Origin of the sequence: Nocardia sp. NBC_01327 (assembly GCF_035958815.1) — a bacterium.
Lineage (GTDB): Bacteria > Actinomycetota > Actinomycetes > Mycobacteriales > Mycobacteriaceae > Nocardia.
The window spans coordinates 470,652-489,135 of the sequence record NZ_CP108383.1; the positions used below are offsets into that span (position 1 = coordinate 470,652).

General features: G+C 67.9%; 18 protein-coding genes. 7 read left to right on the forward strand and 11 right to left on the reverse strand.

Going from position 1 to position 18,484, the window contains the following annotated elements:
* Nucleotides 1–9 precede the first annotated feature (9 nt).
* The 4 genes from OG326_RS02045 to OG326_RS02060 form a co-directional block, all read right to left on the reverse strand.
* Nucleotides 10–534 (reverse strand): AAA family ATPase, encoded by a 525-nt coding sequence (locus OG326_RS02045; protein ID WP_327142927.1) that lies wholly within the window; start codon nt 532–534, stop codon nt 10–12.
* On the reverse strand, nt 531–2,513 hold the full coding sequence (locus tag OG326_RS02050) for a M13 family metallopeptidase (RefSeq protein ID WP_327142928.1): 1,983 nt from the start codon (nt 2,511–2,513) through the stop codon (nt 531–533). Before OG326_RS02050 ends, OG326_RS02045 begins: the two co-directional genes overlap by 4 nt.
* A gap of 115 nt (nt 2,514–2,628) precedes the next feature.
* Complete coding sequence (locus OG326_RS02055) at nt 2,629–3,033, reverse strand: DUF397 domain-containing protein (RefSeq protein ID WP_327142929.1); 405 nt, start codon at nt 3,031–3,033, stop codon at nt 2,629–2,631.
* A gap of 7 nt (nt 3,034–3,040) precedes the next feature.
* Complete coding sequence (locus OG326_RS02060) at nt 3,041–3,892, reverse strand: Scr1 family TA system antitoxin-like transcriptional regulator (protein WP_327142930.1); 852 nt, start codon at nt 3,890–3,892, stop codon at nt 3,041–3,043.
* A gap of 89 nt (nt 3,893–3,981) precedes the next feature.
* On the opposite strand from OG326_RS02060, the gene OG326_RS02065 reads away from it, so the two are divergent.
* Nucleotides 3,982–4,455 (forward strand): hypothetical protein, encoded by a 474-nt coding sequence (locus tag OG326_RS02065; protein WP_327142931.1) that lies wholly within the window; start codon nt 3,982–3,984, stop codon nt 4,453–4,455.
* 42 nt (nt 4,456–4,497) lie between these two features.
* Here the strand turns inward: OG326_RS02065 and OG326_RS02070 are convergent, their stop codons facing one another.
* Together OG326_RS02070 and OG326_RS02075 are read right to left on the reverse strand one after the other, a co-directional pair.
* The gene (locus OG326_RS02070) at nt 4,498–5,001 is read right to left on the reverse strand and encodes a DUF4190 domain-containing protein (RefSeq protein WP_327142932.1); all 504 of its coding nucleotides are present in this window, start codon (nt 4,999–5,001) and stop codon (nt 4,498–4,500) included.
* A 98-nt stretch (nt 5,002–5,099) separates the two neighbouring features.
* Nucleotides 5,100–5,879, reverse strand: a complete 780-nt coding sequence (locus OG326_RS02075) for a pirin family protein (protein WP_327142933.1) — start codon at nt 5,877–5,879, stop codon at nt 5,100–5,102.
* 226 nt (nt 5,880–6,105) lie between these two features.
* Between OG326_RS02075 and OG326_RS02080 the strand changes: the two genes are divergently transcribed.
* The 3 genes from OG326_RS02080 (at nt 6,106) to OG326_RS02090 (ending at nt 9,837) form a co-directional block, all read left to right on the forward strand.
* On the forward strand, nt 6,106–6,576 hold the full coding sequence (locus tag OG326_RS02080; protein ID WP_327142934.1) for an NUDIX hydrolase: 471 nt from the start codon (nt 6,106–6,108) through the stop codon (nt 6,574–6,576).
* 212 nt (nt 6,577–6,788) lie between these two features.
* A complete protein-coding gene (locus OG326_RS02085) occupies nt 6,789–8,153 on the forward strand; it encodes an MFS transporter (RefSeq protein WP_442790899.1) in 1,365 nt (454 codons plus the stop codon).
* A gap of 76 nt (nt 8,154–8,229) precedes the next feature.
* The gene (locus tag OG326_RS02090; protein ID WP_327142935.1) at nt 8,230–9,837 is read left to right on the forward strand and encodes a DUF4185 domain-containing protein; all 1,608 of its coding nucleotides are present in this window, start codon (nt 8,230–8,232) and stop codon (nt 9,835–9,837) included.
* Here OG326_RS02090 and OG326_RS02095 read toward each other — a convergent pair.
* From OG326_RS02095 to OG326_RS02110, 4 genes are all read right to left on the reverse strand, one after another.
* Entirely contained in the window at nt 9,815–10,687 is an 873-nt protein-coding gene (locus OG326_RS02095) for a biotin-dependent carboxyltransferase family protein (RefSeq protein WP_327142936.1), read from the reverse strand. The genes OG326_RS02090 and OG326_RS02095 overlap by 23 nt on opposite strands.
* A complete protein-coding gene (locus OG326_RS02100) occupies nt 10,684–10,809 on the reverse strand; it encodes a hypothetical protein (protein WP_327142937.1) in 126 nt (41 codons plus the stop codon). Before OG326_RS02100 ends, OG326_RS02095 begins: the two co-directional genes overlap by 4 nt.
* Entirely contained in the window at nt 10,806–11,531 is a 726-nt protein-coding gene (locus OG326_RS02105) for a 5-oxoprolinase subunit B family protein (protein WP_327142938.1), read from the reverse strand. Before OG326_RS02105 ends, OG326_RS02100 begins: the two co-directional genes overlap by 4 nt.
* A 98-nt stretch (nt 11,532–11,629) precedes the next feature.
* Entirely contained in the window at nt 11,630–12,382 is a 753-nt protein-coding gene (locus OG326_RS02110; RefSeq protein ID WP_327142939.1) for a LamB/YcsF family protein, read from the reverse strand.
* Nucleotides 12,383–12,460: 78 nt separating this feature from the next.
* Between OG326_RS02110 and OG326_RS02115 the strand changes: the two genes are divergently transcribed.
* The gene (locus tag OG326_RS02115; protein ID WP_327142940.1) at nt 12,461–13,288 is read left to right on the forward strand and encodes a hypothetical protein; all 828 of its coding nucleotides are present in this window, start codon (nt 12,461–12,463) and stop codon (nt 13,286–13,288) included.
* Here the strand turns inward: OG326_RS02115 and OG326_RS02120 are convergent.
* Entirely contained in the window at nt 13,278–14,741 is a 1,464-nt protein-coding gene (locus OG326_RS02120; protein WP_327142941.1) for a CCA tRNA nucleotidyltransferase, read from the reverse strand. The genes OG326_RS02115 and OG326_RS02120 overlap by 11 nt on opposite strands.
* Nucleotides 14,742–14,970: 229 nt before the next feature.
* Here OG326_RS02120 and OG326_RS02125 point away from each other — a divergent pair, with 229 nt between their 5' ends.
* Together OG326_RS02125 and OG326_RS02130 are read left to right on the forward strand one after the other, a co-directional pair.
* Nucleotides 14,971–15,507 (forward strand): NUDIX hydrolase, encoded by a 537-nt coding sequence (locus OG326_RS02125; RefSeq protein WP_309230343.1) that lies wholly within the window; start codon nt 14,971–14,973, stop codon nt 15,505–15,507.
* Nucleotides 15,504–18,038 (forward strand): DUF6049 family protein, encoded by a 2,535-nt coding sequence (locus OG326_RS02130; RefSeq protein WP_327142942.1) that lies wholly within the window; start codon nt 15,504–15,506, stop codon nt 18,036–18,038. The genes OG326_RS02125 and OG326_RS02130 overlap by 4 nt, the downstream gene beginning before the upstream one ends.
* The last annotated feature ends 446 nt before the right edge of the window (nt 18,039–18,484 follow it).

Here is an 18,484-nt window from a genome sequence, read left to right on the forward strand (position 1 = left end):
GGAATCCCGTCAGGGCAGCGGCCGCGCCTGCTCCAGGATGGCGTCCACCGTCTGGTCGACAGTGAGATCCGCACTGTCGAGCCACAATCCGAGGTGCGGGGTGGTGGTGCGTAAACCGGTGTCCAGGTCCGCGACGGTGAACGGTCCGTACGCCTTCTTGTCCCGGCCGGCTTCTCGGGCGGCGACCGCGTCGGGGCGCGGGGCCAAGACCACCACATACCTTGGGCGCGTGCGGATCAGGTCGACGAAGTACGGCAGGAAATCGCCCAGCACCACGTCCTGCACGACAGCGGTGAAGCCCGCGGCGGCGTAGGCGTCGGCGGTCTGGGCGGCCAGCCGGTGGCGCAGGCGCAATTGTTCGAGCGCCTGCTCCGGTGGGTCCGGGCGCATATCCTCGCGGCCGTTCACCACGAAACGGCGGAAGGCGTCACCGCGCACATGCGCCGAGCGGGGCAGTCGCTCCGCCAGCGCCTGTGCGACAGTCGATTTCCCGGCCGCCTGGATGCCGGTGATCAGGTAGACGGCGGCGGTCACCAGATCTTCACGCGCTCCGCTGGATCGAGGTAGAGGCCGTCGCCGGGCTTCACGTCGAACGCCTCGTGGAAACCGTCGAGGTTGCGGACGACGCCGTTGCAGCGGAACTCCGGCGGGGAGTGCGGGTCGACGGCCAGGCGGCGGATGGCCTCCTCGGGGCGGGCCTTGGTGCGCCAGACCTGCGCCCAGCCGAAGAAGACGCGCTGCAGACCGGTGAGCCCGTCGAGGGTGGGGGAGTCCTTGTCCTCCAGCGAGATCCGGTACGCCTCCAGGGCAATGGTCAGGCCGCCCAGATCGCCGATGTTCTCGCCGATGGTGAACTCGCCGTTGACCTTGTGATCGTCGGAGAGGTCCTTCGGGGAGAACTGGTTGTACTGATCGATGAGAGCCTTTGTGCGCTTACCGAATTCGCTGCGATCGGATTCGGTCCACCAGTCGATCATATTGCCGTCGCCGTCGTACTTCGAACCCTGATCGTCGAAGCCGTGGCCGATCTCGTGGCCGATGACCGCACCGATGCCACCGTAATTGGCGGCGTCGTCCGCATTCATATCGAAGAACGGCGGGTGCAGAATTGCTGCGGGGAACACGATTTCGTTCATGCCGGGGTTGTAGTAGGCATTCACCGTCTGCGGGGTCATGAACCATTCGGCGCGATCCACCGGGCCGCCGAGCTTGTTCAGATCGCGGTCGTTCTCGGCGGCGTACCCCTGGCGGTAGTTGCCCACCAGATCGGCCGGGTCGACCACGATCGCCGAGTAGTCGCGCCACTCGTCCGGGTAGCCGATCTTCGGGGTGAACTTCTCCAGCTTGGTGAGTGCGGCCTGCCGGGTGTCGGCGCCCATCCACTCCAGATCGGAGATATTGCGGCGGTACGCCTCCTGCAGGTTCGCCACCAGCTCGACCATGCGGGCCTTCGCGGCCGGCGGGAAGTGGCGCTCCACATACAGTTTGCCGACGGCCTCGCCCAGCAGATCCTGCACCAGGGACACGCCGCGCTTCCAGCGCTCACGGTTCTCCGGGGCGCCGGTGAGGGTGCGGCCGTAGAAGTCGAAGCTCGCCTCGACCAGGTCATCGGTCAGATAGGAGGCACGGGCCTTCACGATTCGCCAGGCCGCCCACGCCTTCCAGTCCTCCAGCGACTCCAGCGCCCAGGTCTGCGCGAAGGTGCGCAGGTAGTCCGGCTGGCGCACCACCACTTCGGCGAAGAGCTCGCTACCGGAACGGTCGACGCCCTCGGCGATCGCGGAAGTCCAGGCGGTCCAGTCGAATTCGGGGTGCTCGCCGGCCAGCGCGTCGAAAGTGGTGAGGTTGTAGCTCTTTTCGGCATCGCGGCGGCGCACCACATCCCAGTGCCCGGCGGCCAGCTTCTGTTCCAGGTCGAAGACCCGCTGCGCGTCGTAGTCCACGCCGGCCAGCTCGAACATGCGGCGGATGTGCGCGACGTACTTGTCGCGAATGTCGGCGTATTCGTCCTTGTGGTAGTACGACTCGTCCGGCAGGCCGATGCCGGACTGGCTGGTGTGCACCAGGTAGCGGGTCGAATCCTTATCGTCGGTGTCGACGTAGAAGGCGACCGGGCCACCGACGCCGTGGCGCTGCAGGCTGCCGATGAGGGCGGCGAATTCGCTCCGATCGCGCACCTGGGCGACCGCGGCCAGCTCGTCCGCGATCGGGGTCAGACCGGCGGCAGCGATGGCGGCCTCGTCCATATAGCTGTTGTACAGGTCACCGACCTTGCGGGCCTCGCTGCCGGGCGCGGCATCGGAGGCAGCCGCCTCCTGGATGATCTGCTGCACGTCCAGCTCCGCCTGGTCGTAGAGCGTGCGGAACGCGCCGTCCACCGCCCTGTCCGACGGTATGTCGTATTTATCCAGCCATTCGCCATTGACGTGCGCGAACAGGTCGTCCTGCACCCGCACGCCCTCGTTACGGAAGGTCAGGTCGATACCGGAGGGATTGTTCAGCTGCGAAGTCACGCTCCCCAGTATGCCGATTTCCGTTCGGGGGAGCCGGAGCCGTGCGTGGTTTCACGGGGAACACACAGCACGGAGAACACACAGCACGGGGAACAAAGCACCGAGAACAGAACACTCAGGCGGTGAGTGCGATCCGGTCGAACTCGCCGTCACGGACTCCGGCGGCGAAGGCGGCCCACTCGCCGGGCGTGTAGACCAGGGAGGTCTCACCGTGGACGAGGGTGGCCCCGCCATCCGGGGACGGGTACGCGACGAGGGCGGTGGAGGCGACGCGGCGACCCGGCACCGTGCCGAGGAAGGCCATCCAGTCGGCGGCGGTCACGGTGATGATGGGCTCGGCCTGGCCGCGATGCGCCGGGTTTCGCCGGAACTTGCTGTCACGGATGAGCACCGCATCACCATCGAAACGGACTTCTACACACTGATTTCCATTATTGGTTCGGGTAGAGGTGAACCAGTCGGTGGAATCCGGCCGATACTGCGCGGTATTGAACATGGGCAGCATTTTACCGTCTCGCATGTGTCTCCTACCCTTGCGAATAACTCTTGATCATGTCCAAAGATTCTGCACGACTGAGAGATTGGTCGAGTGCACGCACAAATGCAAAACCCAGATCGCGAATCTGATCCGGATCCTCCACCGGCCCACCGAAAACCGCACTCTCGGCCCAGCCGAAGGTGGGCAGCGATTCCGAAGTGAAATCCAGCAGATGAAAACTGGCGCCGCCGAGCATGGCGCCCTGCGAGGCGGCGAACGGAATCACCCGTACCGTCAGCGAATCCAGCTCGTCGAGCAGCATCGCCAGATGCTCCAGTTGCCCGCGCAGGACTTTCGGGCCGCCGATCTGCTGCAGCAGCGTGGCCTCACCGATGACGGCGGTGAGGTCCAGATGATCGGCGTCGCGCAGCCGCTCCTGCCGCCGCATGCGCACGGCCACAAGCTGTTCCACCTGCACCGGGCGGATCATGACATCGGCGCTGATGAGCGCCCGGGTGTACTCCTCGGTCTGCAGGAGACCGGGGACCACGAGGCTGTCGTAACTGCGGATGCTGTCCGCACCGAATTCCATACCGTAGTAGCGCTGCAGTTCGGGGCCGATGAGTGCGGAAGCCTTGGCCCACCAACCGCGTTCCTTGCTGGCGGCCAGGAGTTCGAGCAATTCCTCGTGCTCCTCGCCGTCCACCTCGAGCAGCGTCAGCACCGGTTCGATGGTGCTGGCCGTGAGGACCCTGCGGCCCTTCTCCACGTGCGACCAATTGGCCGGCGTGAAGCCGACCCGTTTGGCGAAGGTCGCCGAATCGAAGCCGCGCTGCTCACGCAGCTCCCGTAGGCGGAGAACCAACTCCCACCGGGCGACGGTGGGCGACACGGGTGCCATGCCAGCTGATGCTACGCCTGAAACTCACCGGCGTGTGACTATTGTCATACTGATTGCGGGAGAATAGGGTCGGTAGCAGGAGGTTCGCCATGAGCGCGCTGGACCCGTCCTCGTACACCGCAACTCAGGAGGCGCTGGCCCGTTGCCGGTGCTACCGCAAGGAGCACGGCCTCTACGGGATCGTCGACTCGGCGCTGGGCCGGATCATGCTCGAAATCGGTTCGGTCGGCGCCGTCACCATGCCCGCCGACTTCGGCGCGCGCGTGCGTGACCACCTGCAGGCGCGCAAACGCTGCGGTCCCGTCATCGGGCATCCGCGGTCCGGGCGGTGGACCTTTCTGACCGGGCCGACGGACGATTCGTATCTCGATATCGCCCTGTTCTCGGACCTGTTCCGGGACTGCGCGGCGGTCGCGCTGCCCGGTAGCCACATCGTGCTGCCGTCGCCGACGGACGAGCACACCGGCTACCGATCCTGGGTTTGCCCGCCGGACAGTGACTTTCGGCCGGAACTCGCGGAGGTCGTCGCCGCCACCCGCGAGTGCCGGCCGGTGCAGCACTGAGCGTGCCTGTCCGGCACCGGCACTCGGCCGGTTCGCGCTCGGTCAGTTCGTGGGGGCCGGGGTCAGCGTGATGCTGTACTTGTTCTCGATCTTCTGATTCCAGTCCTGCTCACACTGATCGATCTTGGACTGGTCGTTCTTCGCATCCCGGACGCAGGAGACGAAGTCACTGCCGCCGTTGTCCTTGAAGAAGGTCCAGCCGATCACACCGACAACAATGCCGATGATGAGACTCAGCAGGCCGAGAATGAGACCGGTGAGGGCCATTCCGGAGCCGCCGCTGGTGCCCTTGCGCGCCTTCATCAGCGCGATCACGCCGAGAATGACGGCGAAGAGGCCGAACCCGATGCCGCCGAGCACCGTCCACGAGCTGAGCAGCGCGAGAATGCCCAGGATCAGGGCGGTGATGGCCAGGCCCTTGCTCTTCGGGGACTCCTGCCAGTACTGCTGACCGCCGGGCGGCGGATAACCACCGGGCGGCTGCCCGGGGTACTGGCCGTAATTGCCGGGGGGCGGGTTATTGCCCGGAGGCGGGTACTGCGACATGGGCGGGCCTTTCGTCGGTGCTGCTCCCGGTATCGCCGACAGGAGAACCGGCCGTTAACGCGCCCGGTTCGCCCGGAATCCTGGTCTTATACGAGATGCTATTGCCCGCCCAGACGCGCGTGCATCTCCCACACCAAAATTTCCGACGGCAGGCTCGCCGTCACCCGCTGACCACCGCTGCGCGCCAGCCGCACCGCGTCACCCTCGTACAGCGTCCCGACACCCTCCAGCTCGACCTCACCGCGCGCAATGAATACGTGCAGGTAAGGGGCTTCCGGCAGGCGAACCTCCGGCGCCTCGCCGAGACCCGGCATGCGGGCCACGTGCAGTGCGGAATGACTGCTGCCGATGCCGATGGCCGTGCGATCGCGATAGCGCGGCAGGCCCGAGGCCACCGTCACCAGAGCGCCGCCGGCCAATTCGTCGTCGATCTCCAGCTGCTGATAGCCGGGATCCAGGCCGGGCTCGTCCGGAACCACCCACATCTGGACGAAATGCACCGGCTCATCGTGTTCGGGGCCAGCATCGAACCGCCACGAATCGTTCTTCTCCGAATGCAGGATGCCCGCACCCGCACTCATACGCTGCGCGAGACCGGGATAGATCACCCCGTTGTGCCCGAGCGAATCCTGATGCACCAGGCTGCCGCTCAGTACCCAGGTGATGATCTCCATATCGCGATGGGGATGCGTTTCGAATCCTTCACCGGGCAGCACGATGTCTTCGTTGTTCACGAGCAATAAGCCGTGATGGGTGTTGTCGGGATCGTAATGTTCCCCGAAGGAGAACGAATGCTTCGAATCCAGCCACGCCACACGCGTTTTCATGCGGTCACCGCCACGATGGACATGGATCTGTGGTGTCGTGAGCGTGGACACCGCCGTACTCCTCTCACCGGCGCGCACCGATCAGAATCCAGAGTAGAGGCACATTCCGCGACCCAACCTGAACTCCCGGTAAATATTCTAACGTGAGAGCAACGCCGCTCTGCACGCCACCGACCAGGCACTTCGCTTATACGAGATAACGAGCACCCCGCCGACAGGGTTCGGTCGGCGACCGTATCATGATGTGCCGCAGCGAAACCGGAGGGAGACCAGGGGGATGCGACCCGACGTACTCGCGGGCATCGAACGCGAACTCCGACAACAGGCCAATGCCGAGGGGATCAACCACTTCGTGGTGGCAGCGGCCGTGTTCCGGAATGGAAAACTACTGGTCGTGCGGCGTGTCGCGGACGATTATCACGGCGGCATGTACGAACTCCCGGGCGGCGGCGTCGAATCCGGGGAGAGCTTCGCCGAATGCGTCGAACGAGAACTCTTCGAGGAGACAGGCCTGCGTATCCAGCGCATCACGGACGTACTCGGCGGATTCGACTACGCCACCCGCACCAAATCGCGAGTGCGGAAATACAGCTTCGTGGTCGATACCGAACCCGGGGAAGTGTTGCTCGCACCCGGCGAACACGATCAATTCCAGTGGATAGACGCCGACAGTCTGGACAACCTGCCCATGGCGGACGATATGCGCGCGGCCGTCTTCGCGCTCGTCACCACCCACCCCGCCAGGTGAGCGAACCCGAGACTCGACACGCACAAGACAACACACCGGCGGATAGCTCGCAGTCCGCAGCCGCACCGCGCACACCGCACCTCTCAGGCGCACCGCATCCCGCAGACCCTCGGGACCTTGCAACCCCTCGGGACCTCGCGGCCGAGCCAGACCTTGCGACCCCACCGGAGCTTGCAGTCCCACCGGACCTTGCGGCCGCACCCGAGCTTGCAGTGCCACCGGACCTTGCGGCCGCACCGCGCAGGGGCGTGCGGAGCGCGGTCGCGTCGGTACGCGGCGCCCTGGCGGAGAGTCCGGGTGCGCTGCGGCTGAGTACCGTGCGGCTTGCCGGGCAATTCGGCGACGGCATGTTCCAGGCGGCGCTGTCCGGGGCGATTCTGTTCAATCCCGAGCGGGAGACGGATCCGCTGGCCATCGCGGGCGGGTTCGCGGCGCTGCTGCTGCCGTATTCGATCATCGGGCCGTATGCGGGGGCGCTGCTGGACCGCTGGGACCGGCGCACGGTACTGCTCATCGCCAATGTGCTGCGCGGCGTGCTCATCGCGCTCACCGCGGTGAGCCTGCTGAGCGGGATGCGGGATACGCCGATACTGCTGCTCGCGCTGTCCGTGGTCGGAGTGTCGCGATTCGTGGGGGCGGGCGTGTCGGCGTCCCTGCCACGGGTGCTCGCACAGCAGCGGCTCGTGGCCATGAACTCGATCCTCGCGACCATCGCGTCCGGCTGCGCCATTCTCGGGGCGGGGGTGGCGTTCGGGCTCATCACGGTGATCGGGGCGGGGGATTTCGCCTCGGCCGTCGCGGTCGCGCTCAGTGCCTGCGGATCGATCGCCGGGGCTTGTGCGGCGGCCGGATTCCGGCGCCACGCGCTCGGCCCGGATCCCGGTGACCGCGGTGGTGAACCGAACCGGGAAAGCTCACTCCGGGCGATTGCTGCGGGTTTGCGATCAGGCGCTACCGCGGCCTGGCGGTCACGGGAGGTCACCACCGCCATGATCGGCATCGGCGCGCACCGCATGGTGTTCGGCGCCGACACGCTGCTGATGGTGCTGGTGCTCAGGCGCGGCGCGGGGACCGGGCATCACATCGCGAAATTCAGCGCGGCCATCACCGCGACCGGTCTCGGCATGCTGGCCGCGGCGGTGGTCGCGCCCGTGCTCATTCCGCGGCTCGGGCGGGCACGCACCATTGTGACGGGGCTGATCACCGCCATCGTGGTGCAGTTGACGCTGGTCACGCCCATCACGCTCGCCACCGGGACGGATGAGCGCCGGGCCGAACTGCTGCTGCTCGCGGCCGCGTTCCTGCTCGGACTGGCGGGACAGACCATCAAACTCACCGGCGACGCCGCCATGCAGATCGAGATCGACGACCTGCACCGCGGACAGGTATTCGCCTTGCAGGACACCATTTTCAATATCACCTATGTGCTGGCGCTGGCGGGCACCGCGCTGTGGATACCGGCGGACGGCCGGTCGCCGGCCGTGGTGATCGCCGCGGCGGGGGTGTACTGCTGTGGGATTGCCGCCATAGCGCTAATATCGGCTCGATCACAACCGGCCGACAACCGGTTTCGCTGAGCTCGGGCCACGGCCCGGCGGGTTACGGTGGGGGCCATTCGATCTCGCCCGGCCCGGACGAGGAGACACACACCGCATGGGATTCCGTCCGACCGATGTCCTGATCCTGTCGGGTGCGCTGACCGTGGGTGCGATCCTGCTCCCCGCCGCGCCCGCCGGTGCGACCGAGCCGTGGGCGCCGCCGCCCATGAACAGTTGCGGGGAAACGGGATTCGACCCGCTGGCGCGGGAAGCCCCGCCCGCCACCGCGCAGCCGCAACCGCAGCCCGATCCGACCATTCGCATCCAGGTTCCGGTACCGCAGATCACCACGGTGCCGGTGCCCGGGCCCAAGCCGGACAAGACCCGTATCGAACCGGTGGCGCTGCCGGAGGATCCGTGCGCGGCGCCCTGCCCGGATATTCGCAGCGACCCGAAACCGGCGGAAACCACACCGCCGGAGGGCAATCCGACCGGCGAGCCCGCCACGCCGGGCGAACCCGACGTCTCCAGCAGCGCCGCACCGCCGACCACCGCTCCGAATGCCGGGGGCGACGGACCGCGACCGGCGCCGCAGATCGAACTGCAGCCGGAGACCGAACCCATCCCGATTCCGGTGCCGGGCGGTGAGCCGCCCGAACCGCAGGCCCCGCCGGCCGTGGATGTGCAGCCGCCCGCCGCCGCGCCCGTGGCGGCCGCGGTCACCCCGCGCGAGGTGCAGCAGGTGCAGCTGGTCAATCAGATCACCGGGCACGGGTCGGTCAATCGCACCGATACCCGCTGGTCGGTGGACGGCACCGATCTCGGTTTGATCTGGGAGAACAAGCCCGGTCAGGTCTCGGTCGTCTTCGGCGACACCTTCGGCAAGGGCTGGAGCCCGATCGGCGCGGGGACCGGGGATCAGGACTGGCGCAGCAACACCCTCGCCTACAGCAGCACTCACGATCTCTCGAACGGGCTGGTCCTCGATAATTTCGTGCAGGACAGCCGCTGCCACGCCGCCGAGATCCTGGACAGCCGCAAGATCAAGAACTTCGAGGTCACCACCATCCCCACCTCGGGTTTCGCGGTCGGCAACCGCCAGTACCTGACCTACATGTCCGTGAATCGGTGGAGCAAGATCCCCGGCATGTGGTGGACCAACAACGGCGGCATCGCCTGGTCCGACGACAATGGCAGCACCTGGACCAAATCCCAATGGGCGCACTGGGACAACCTGTTCGGGCTCGGGCGCTTCCAGGTCGCGACCATGGTGCCGCACGGGGACTACGTGTACATGTTCGGAACGCCGAACGGGCGCATGGGAGTGATCGGGCTCGCCCGGGTGCCCGCCGCGCAGGTGCTGAACAAAACCGCGTACCAGTACTGGACCAACGGCAACTGGGTCCCGGCCGACGGGGCCAACGAATTGCTGGCCACCCCAATCGTTTCCGGCACCGCCAGCGAACTGTCGCTGCGCTACGACCAGGACACCGGGCAGTGGCAGATGGTGTACCTGGATCTGCAGCGGCACGAGATCGTGCTGCGGACCGCCGCGGAACCGCAGGGGACGTGGACGGATCCGGTCAAGCTCATCGATATCGACGACTATCCGACGGCGTACGGCGGCTTCATGCATCCGTGGTCGACCGGTAAGGATCTGTACTTCACCATGTCGGCCTGGAACAGCTACAACGTGTATCTCATGCACGCGTCGCTGAAGTGACCCGGCGGAAGCGCAGCGCCTGACCGGGCCGGGCCTGCGCGACCGCGTCCACATCGGCGTCGAGCACCACACCGATCACCGGATAGCCGCCGGTGATCGGATGATCGGCCAGGAAGACCACGGGCTGACCGCTCGGCGGGACCTGGATCGAACCCAGAGCCATACCCTCCGTGGGCAATTCGCCGGTTGTGCCGCGCTGCAGCGGCGGGCCGGTGCGGCGGTCGAGGCGGGTGCCGACGCGGTCGGTATCGGAGGATACGGTCCATTCGCCCTCGTACAGGGCCGGGGCGTTGGCGAACCAGTCGTCGCGCGGGCCGGGCAGGACCCGGATGGTGAGCCGGCCCGCACGCGGCGCCGCCACCGGGGCCACGTCCACGATCGGGTGGATGCGGGGCGGAAGGCCCACGGGCAGTTGATCTCCCGGGCGTAGCGGCTCGGGGCCGATGCCGGACATGGTGTCGCGGCTGCGGGAACCCAGCACGGGTGGGACGTCGATTCCGCCGCGTACCGCCACATAGCTCCGCAAACCGGATAGGGCCCAGCCGAGCCGAAGTCGCTGGCCCTCTTCGATTTCCAGCACGCTCGCCGCGCCGACCGGACGGCCGTCCACGGTCGCGGGTGCGGACGCGCCTGTCACCGCCACCGTGAGATGGCGCTGCGCGAGCAGTTCCAGGCCGCCGAACAACGCTTCGATTCCCGCTGCGCCCTCAGGGTTTCCGACCAGTCGGTTCGCCAACCGCAGGGACGCGCGATCCGCCGCGCCCGCGATGCCGACACCGGAATCGAACCAGCCGGGGCGGCCCAGATCCTGAATGGTCGCCAGCGGGCCGACCCGCTCGACCCGGATCACGGAAGATCACCACTGCCGGCGGGATGCGGGTGCCGGTGTGCGCCGGGGAGCGGCAGTCCGCCGCGCGCGGTCACCCGGACCTTGTGAAACTCGCAGGCAGACAGGCCGATCCACATCTTCATCCCCGCTCCTCGACATCGACGAATCGCACGCGGGTGCCGGTGCGGATCGCGGCGGGCGGATCGCGATCGACATCCCACATGGAGATATCCGTGGTGCCGATGAGCTGCCAGCCGCCGGGACTGCGGCGCGGGTACACCGCCGAATAGCCGCCTGCCAGGGCGACCGCGCCGGGTGGAATCGCGGTGCGGGACTGGGTGCGGCGGGGGACCGTCAGGCGGGCGTCGGGGGATTCCAGATAGCCGAAGCCGGGGGCGAATCCCACAAAGGCGCAACGCCATACGATGCCGGTGTGCTCGGCGATCACCTCGGCCGGAGTCAGACCGAGCAGGCGCGCGACCTCGGGCAGATCCGCACCGTCGTAGCGGACGGGGATCTCGACGGGTTCGTCGCGGAAACCATTGCCGCCCACCGCATCGTCCGGACGATCATCCGGCAGCCAGCCGGGCAACCGGCGCGCCCCCGCCGCCACACGCGCCTCGGATTCCAAGCGGGCCAGCAGCGAATTCAACTGCTGCCGCACCGGTTCCGCAGCGGCAGGAGCAGAGAGCGTCACCAACACCGTCGCCGCAGCGGGAAGCACATCCACCACACCCGCTGGCCGCGCGCGCAGCGCCGCGACCAACTCCCCCACCATGCGGCGCTGTGGCGGAATCACCAGCAGCGCACAATCACCCGCCGAGCGAACCTCGCCGGCGAGCGACTCGGACGCCGAATCAGTCATTACGGGCCTCCCGTGCGAAGGCCTCCAATGTAATACCGACCGCCCCCGCGGTGGCCCGGATACGACAGGTCAGGTCGGCGGTGGTCATGGCCGGCCTCTCATGTGAAGGCCTGCAGTGGAATGCCGTCTTCTTCGAGGGCGGTGCGGATGCGGTGGGCCATGTGCACGGCGGCGGGGGTGTCGCCGTGCACGCAGATGCTGGCGGCGGAGACGGCTACGGTGCCGCCGTCCAGGGTCAGGGCTTTGCCGGTGCGGGCGATCGAAAGGGCCTGGGCCACTGCTTCGTCCGCGTGCAGGACGGCGCCGGGGAGGGTGCGGGGGGCGAGCAGGCCGTCGGGGGTGTAGGCGCGGTCGGCGAAGCCCTCACCGAGGAAGGGGGTGCCGGCGGCTCGGGCGGCATGCTCCATTTCGGTGGCGGCGGGGCCCAAGAGGGCCAGGCGGGAATCGAATTCGCGCAGGGCCGCGACGATCGCGTCCGCCAGGGTACGGTCCGCGGCGGCCGCGTGATAGAGCGCGCCATGGGGTTTCACATAGCGGACGCGGTCACCGGCGGCGCGGGCGAAGGCGTCGAGACTGCCTATTTGGTACAGGGTTTCATCGCGCAGTTCGGCGGCGGGGACTGCGAGGGCGCGGCGGCCGAAGCCCGGCAGGTCCCGGTAGCCGATGTGCGCGCCGATGCGAACGCCCTTCTCGACGGCGAGCGCACAGGTGCGGCGCATGATCGACGGATCGCCGGCGTGGAAACCGCACGCGATATTGGCGCTGGTGACCACCTCGAGCATGGCCGCATCATCACCCATGCGGTACGCGCCGAAGCCCTCGCCCAGATCGCTGTTCAGGTCCACCGTCATGGGTCCGATTGTAGAAGTGACTCGAGTCACCTCGGAGAATCCGGAGATGTCATCGGTGGTCGGTACGCTCGAAAAATCATGGCCACCTATTTCGATCCGAAGGCCTGGTCACCTTTGCGGGCGGTGGACCTGGGCATGGACCTGGGGAAACGCCTGTTCGACCAGACCTGGGTCGATCAGTGGGCGAGCTTCACCACCGCATGGATCGAACCCGTCACCGACTTCGGGGTCGGGACCGTCACCGCGCTCATGCCCGATGTGCTCATGACACTGCTGTCCGAGGGCATTCTCAGCCAGTTCGGCGGGCAGGAGGTGAACGCCACCTTCCTCGGACATGATCTGCGGGCCACGCTGCACACCCTCAAGGTGCGGCGGCGAGGAGCGCATTTTCAGACCAAAACCGTTCTCACCGGGCTGTATTGGAATCAGCACCGGGTCGAGGAGCTCACCGTCATCGCACACGGGGTGCGGCTGGTGCCGGGGGTACCGACCAAACTGCGGGCGCAGCAGCTCGACGTCACCGGGGTGATTTCCCTTGCGGCGCTGCTGGACTGGCTCAACAGCTGGCAGCGGGACTGGGAATTGTCGCCCGGGCCGGACGGGCTCATTCTGGCGCGGCATCGGCGCAGGCGGGTGCGGGCGCTGGTCGACGCCGATATCACCGACAATGTGCTGACCATCGCCGTGCAGAGCGCACACTGGCGCGGGATGCGCGCGCCGCGGCGGATGACGAGGCTGAAGCCGATTCCGCTGGCGGACCTGCCCAGTCAGGCGCGGATCATCAGTACGCAGCGGGTCGGCGAGCATGTCTGCTTCGCCGCCGACCTACCCGGATTGGCCGGGTCGTTCGACCTGGCGCAGATCCGATCGGCGATCGTCGCCGGAACCACGCTGATTATTTTTTAGCCTGCCACCATTCGACGAGTGCCGCTTCGGCTTCCTCGCGAGGAAGGGGGCCGCGGTCCAGGCGAAGTTCCTTCAGGAACTTCCAGGCCTTGCCGACGTCGGGGCCGGGCTGGATGCCGAGCAGTTCCATGATCGCGTTGCCGTCCAGGTCGGGGCGGACGCGGTCGAGGTCCTCCTGCTCCTGGAGGACGACGATGCGGGCTTCCAGATCGTCGTAGGTGGAGCGGAGCTGGGCGGCGCGGCGCTTGTTGCGGGTGGTGCAGTCGGCGCGGACCAGTTTGTGCAGGCGGGGGAGCAGTTCGGCGCCGTCGGTGACGTAGCGGCGGACGGCCGAATCGGTCCACTGGCCCTTGCCGTAACCGTGGAAGCGCAGGTGCAGGTAGACCAGGCGCGCGACATCCTCGGTGAACTGCTTCGGATACTTCAAGGCGCGCATGCGCTTTCGCACCATTTTCGCGCCGACCACCTCGTGGTGGTGGAAGCTCACGCCGCCGCCGGGCTCGTTCTTCTTGGTGGGCGGCTTGCCGATGTCGTGCAGCAGGGCGGCCCAGCGCAGCACCAGGTCCGGATCGCCCTCCTCCTGATCGATGGCCTGGCGCAGCACCGTCAGCGAATGCTCGTAGACGTCCTTGTGCTGGTGGTGCTCGTCGATCTCCAGCTTCATGGCGGGCAGTTCGGGCAGCACCCGCTCCGCCAGGCCGGTCTCGACCATGATGTCGATGCCCTCGGTCGGGTGATCACCGGCGATCAGCTTGTCCAGCTCGGTGTGCACCCGCTCGGCGGTGATGCGGTCGATCTCCGGGGCCATCTCGGCAATGGCGTCCCGCACCCGCGGGGCCAGCCGGAAACCCAGCTGCGAGACGAAACGGGCGCCCCGCAGCATGCGCAGCGGATCGTCCTGGAACGAATCCTGCGGCAGCGCAGGCGTATCGAGCACACCCTCGAGCAGATCCGCCATACCGTTCAGCGGATCCACGAACTCCAGCTCACCGAGCTCGCCGATGCGCACGGCCATGGCATTCACCCGGAAATCGCGGCGCACCAGATCGGCCTCGAGCGTATCGCCGAAGGTGACCTCCGGATTGCGCGAGACCCGGTCGTAATTGTCGGCGCGGAACGTGGTGATCTCCAACTGCTGGCCCAGCTTGGACGCGCTCACCGTGCCGAACGCCAGCCCGCCGGTATCCCACAGATGATCGGCCCAGCCGCGCATCAAGTCCTGCACCACATCGGGCCGGGCATCGGTGGTGAAATCCAGATCCGTACCCAACCGGCCCAGCACGGCGTCACGCACCGTGCCGCCCACCAGATACAGCTCGTGACCGTGCTGGGCGAACAACTCACCCAGCGGGGTCAGAACCTCCGACAGCCGTCCCACGGTGATCGCCGCCGAGGCCAGCAATCGGGTACGACGATCCACGCTGCTTGCTTCCTCGGACTTCGGCGAAACCACGAAATCCGAGCTTAGTAGACCAGGCAAGTCCGCCCCGCCTCCCCGGGACTCTTGCGGGCACCCAGGTGCGTCCAGACTCTCGCGTCGGGCCGGCGGTTCGATGGTTGGCGGAGTCAGCCCGTACCCGGTGAGTTACCCGTACGGCACGAAATCAGCCCTCACGTCAGATACGTATCCCCGTGCAGAGTCGCGGAGCGGCGGAGAGAGTGCACCCCTATAGACTGGCGCCGTGTCTCCGGCCGATCGCGCGAACAGTCGACGCCGCCAGCCCCGGCGCCGTGGTTCGGCCGGTAGTGCGGCGAAACCTCGCATGCGCACGGTGCGGGAGACCTCTGCCGGTGGGCTGGTTGTCGATGGGCTGGACGGGCCGCGTGAGAAGCGGTGTGCCGCACTGATCGGGCGGACCGATCGGCGCGGGCGGTTGCTGTGGTCGCTACCCAAGGGGCATATCGAAGAGGGCGAAACCGCTGAGCAGACGGCTATTCGCGAGGTTGCCGAGGAGACCGGCATCAATGGCAGCGTGGTCGCCGAACTGGGCAGTATCGACTACTGGTTCGTGACCGAGGGCCGGCGGGTACACAAGACCGTGCACCACTATCTGATGCGATTTCTCGACGGCGAACTCTCCGATGCCGATGTCGAAGTCACCAAGGTGGCCTGGGTTCCCTTGAGCGAACTCGATTCCCGGCTCGCCTACGCTGACGAACGGAGGCTGGCGGAGGTCGCGAACCGGCTGATCGACCGGATGGAGAACGGCAGACAATGACGCGTGCGGGGTCTGGGCGTCCTGGGCAAGACACCGCGGCGCTGCACCGCTGGATCCTGTCGTTCGTCGCGGTGGTGGTCGCCGTGCTGACGGTATGTCCGTCCGCTGCGACGGCACAGCCGTCCGGCAGCGGCTCCGGCGCGGCGCCGACCGGACCGAAATTTCTGAAACTGTCCCTGGATTCGGTGACGCCGACGGCGATCACCGCCAGCAGCGACCCCTATTTCGTGGTGTCCGGCACCATCACCAATATCGGTGACCGGCCGGTCGACGATGTCAGCGTGCGCATTCAGCGCGCCGCCGCCGTCACCACGCCGAGCGGATTGCGGTCCACGCTGCGGCTGGACCAGAACAGCTACGACGTCGCGGGCGAATTCCAGGATGTCGCAGACCGTTTGGACACCGGACAGCGAAAGCAGTTCAGCCTCACGGTCGCACTGCGCTCGGCGGCCGAATTGCCCAGCGGGATCTCCTCGATCGATATCACCGCGCCCGGCATCTATCCCCTGCTGCTGAACGTCAACGGCGCACCCAGCTACGGCGGTCAGGCGCGGCTCGACGACGCGCGCTTCCTGCTGCCCGTGCTCGGCGTCCCCATCGCCACCCCCGACCCGATGAAACGCACTGTCACGCCGACGGTTCCGGCCGTCCCGGACGCGCCGCCGGTCGCCACCACCATGTTGTGGCCACTGGCCGACCGGCCGCGCCTGGTCGCCGGTGCGACCGGGTCCGTACAGGGGTCCGCCATGCTCACCGATGACGATCTGGCGTCCTCGCTGGCCAGCGGCGGGCGGCTCGATCAATTGCTGTCCGCGCTGGAGACCGCGCTCAAACCCGATGGCGGGCACGACCGCAAACTCACCAGCGCGCTGTGCCTGGCCGTCGATCCGGATCTGCTGCTCACCGTCTCCGATATGACGGACGGCTACCGGGTGCTGGCCAGTCCGTCCGATCCGGACGGCACCACCCGGGCCGGCACCGGCGCGCACGCGGCCAAGGCCTGGCTGGACCGGCTGCGCACGCTGGCGCCCACCATGTGCGTGGTCGCGCTGCCGTTCGCGCAGGTCGATCCCACCGCGCTGGCCGCCGCCGGGGACGAGACGCTCTCGGATCGAGCCCTCAACGCGCCTGCCGACCTGGTGGATTCGCTGCTGTCGGTGAAATCCGTGCGCGGCGTGGCACTGCCGGACTCCGGAACCCTCGACACCGACGGTGCGGGCCTGCTCGCGCACCACGGCTACACCACCGCTGTGCTCGCCGACAATGCCGTGGCGGCCTCCGACGGGCGCAGCAATATCTCCAGTGCAAAAAGCCCGGGCGGCGCAGTCGAATCGGTGAATCCGGATATGGTGCAGCTGTCGGGGATCACCCTGCCCACCGCCGGCGGCGATGCACCCGGCGGCCCCGAAATGCATGCCGCCACCTTCGATATCTGGTCGGCCACCGCCCTCGCCGCCATCGGCTCGCATCCGCCGACCCCGCCGTTCACCCCGGACCGGGTCCGCTACGACGTCACCAACGACTCCCGCGCCGCCCGGCTGCAGGACGCGCTCGGCGCGGTCGCCTGGACGGCCCTGAACCCGCAGGCCGGACGGCCGCGCTCCGCGGTGCTCATGCCGCCGCAGCAGTGGGGCGCCAACCGGGACGAGGCCACCGCGGTGCTCGGACAGCTCGACCTGCTCTTCCGCAATAATCTGGCCGCACCGCGCTCCTTCGCCGAACTGCTGGCGCAGCAACCGGATCCGCAGCCCTACGACCTGGACTACCTGCCCGCCGCCGCGGACGAGGCCGTGCCCGACCACTTCGCCGAACCGGTCCGGCAGCAGGCGCACAACATCACCGAGCTCATGGGCGCCCTGGTCGACCAGCCGCAGCAGGAACTCACCCCGCGCACCTTCCTCACCCCGCTGCGCGACGACCTCATCCGGGTGCTGACCATGTCCGACCGCCGCGCCGGGGCCGCCGCGGCCGACACCACCGCGCAGCGCCGCCTCGACCAGACCAGCCGCACCATCGACGACCTGTTCCATTCGGTGACCGTGCTGCCGCCGGGCGGCGTCTACACCCTCGCCTCCGAACAGAGCCCGCTACTGCTGGTCGCCCGCAACGATCTGCCGGTCGCCATCCGCATCAAATTCCGCATCGACGCGCCGACCGAGACAAATATCAAAGACATCGGTGAACAACAGCTTCCGGCCAAGGGCACCCGGTCCTTCCAGATCCCGACCGAAGTGTCCGACAGCCGAAACCTGGTGATACCCATTGCCCTTACCACACCCGACGGGACGCCGCTCGGCAATGCGGTATCGGTATCCGTGCGGTCCAACGCCTACGGTCGAGTGTTGGCGATAATTACCGCAAGCGCCGGAGCACTGCTGCTCCTGCTGGCGGGTCGCCGGCTCTGGCACCGCTTCCGCGGGCAGTCGGATCCGGCGGACGAAGGCTTCGATCCGGAGAAGCGACGCCGGGTGAACAAGTACCTGCGCGCCCGGAAACGCAAGCTGCGAGACGAGAACCAGGAGGCCCGGTGAGCGAGTACGGCGGACCGCGCTCGACCGGCCGACCCGACGGCGCCGACGGGCCGCGCTCCCACGGCGCCGACGGCCCGCCCGCCCGGGGCGCCGACGGCCCGCCCGCGCGCCGGGCACCGTCAGCACCCTGGGAGCGCGGTGCGCCCGCACCCCAGGCACCGCGTCCGGCACCGCAGGCACCGCGTCCGGCGCCCCAGGGTCCGCGGCCCGTGCCGCAGGGTCCGCGTCCGGTACCGCCCGGCCCGCGCAGTGGCGGCTTTCCGCCGGTGCCGCAGGTGAATACGCCCGGGGGGCCCGGCCGTCCACTACCCGGTCAACCGTCCGGTCCGCTGCCGGTGCGGGGACCACGCCCCGGCGAATCCGGGCCCATCATGCAGCGCCCGCCCGCACCCGGTCAGCCGCGACAGCCGCAGCCGCCACGCCCGGCCGGACCGCCACGCGGAAAC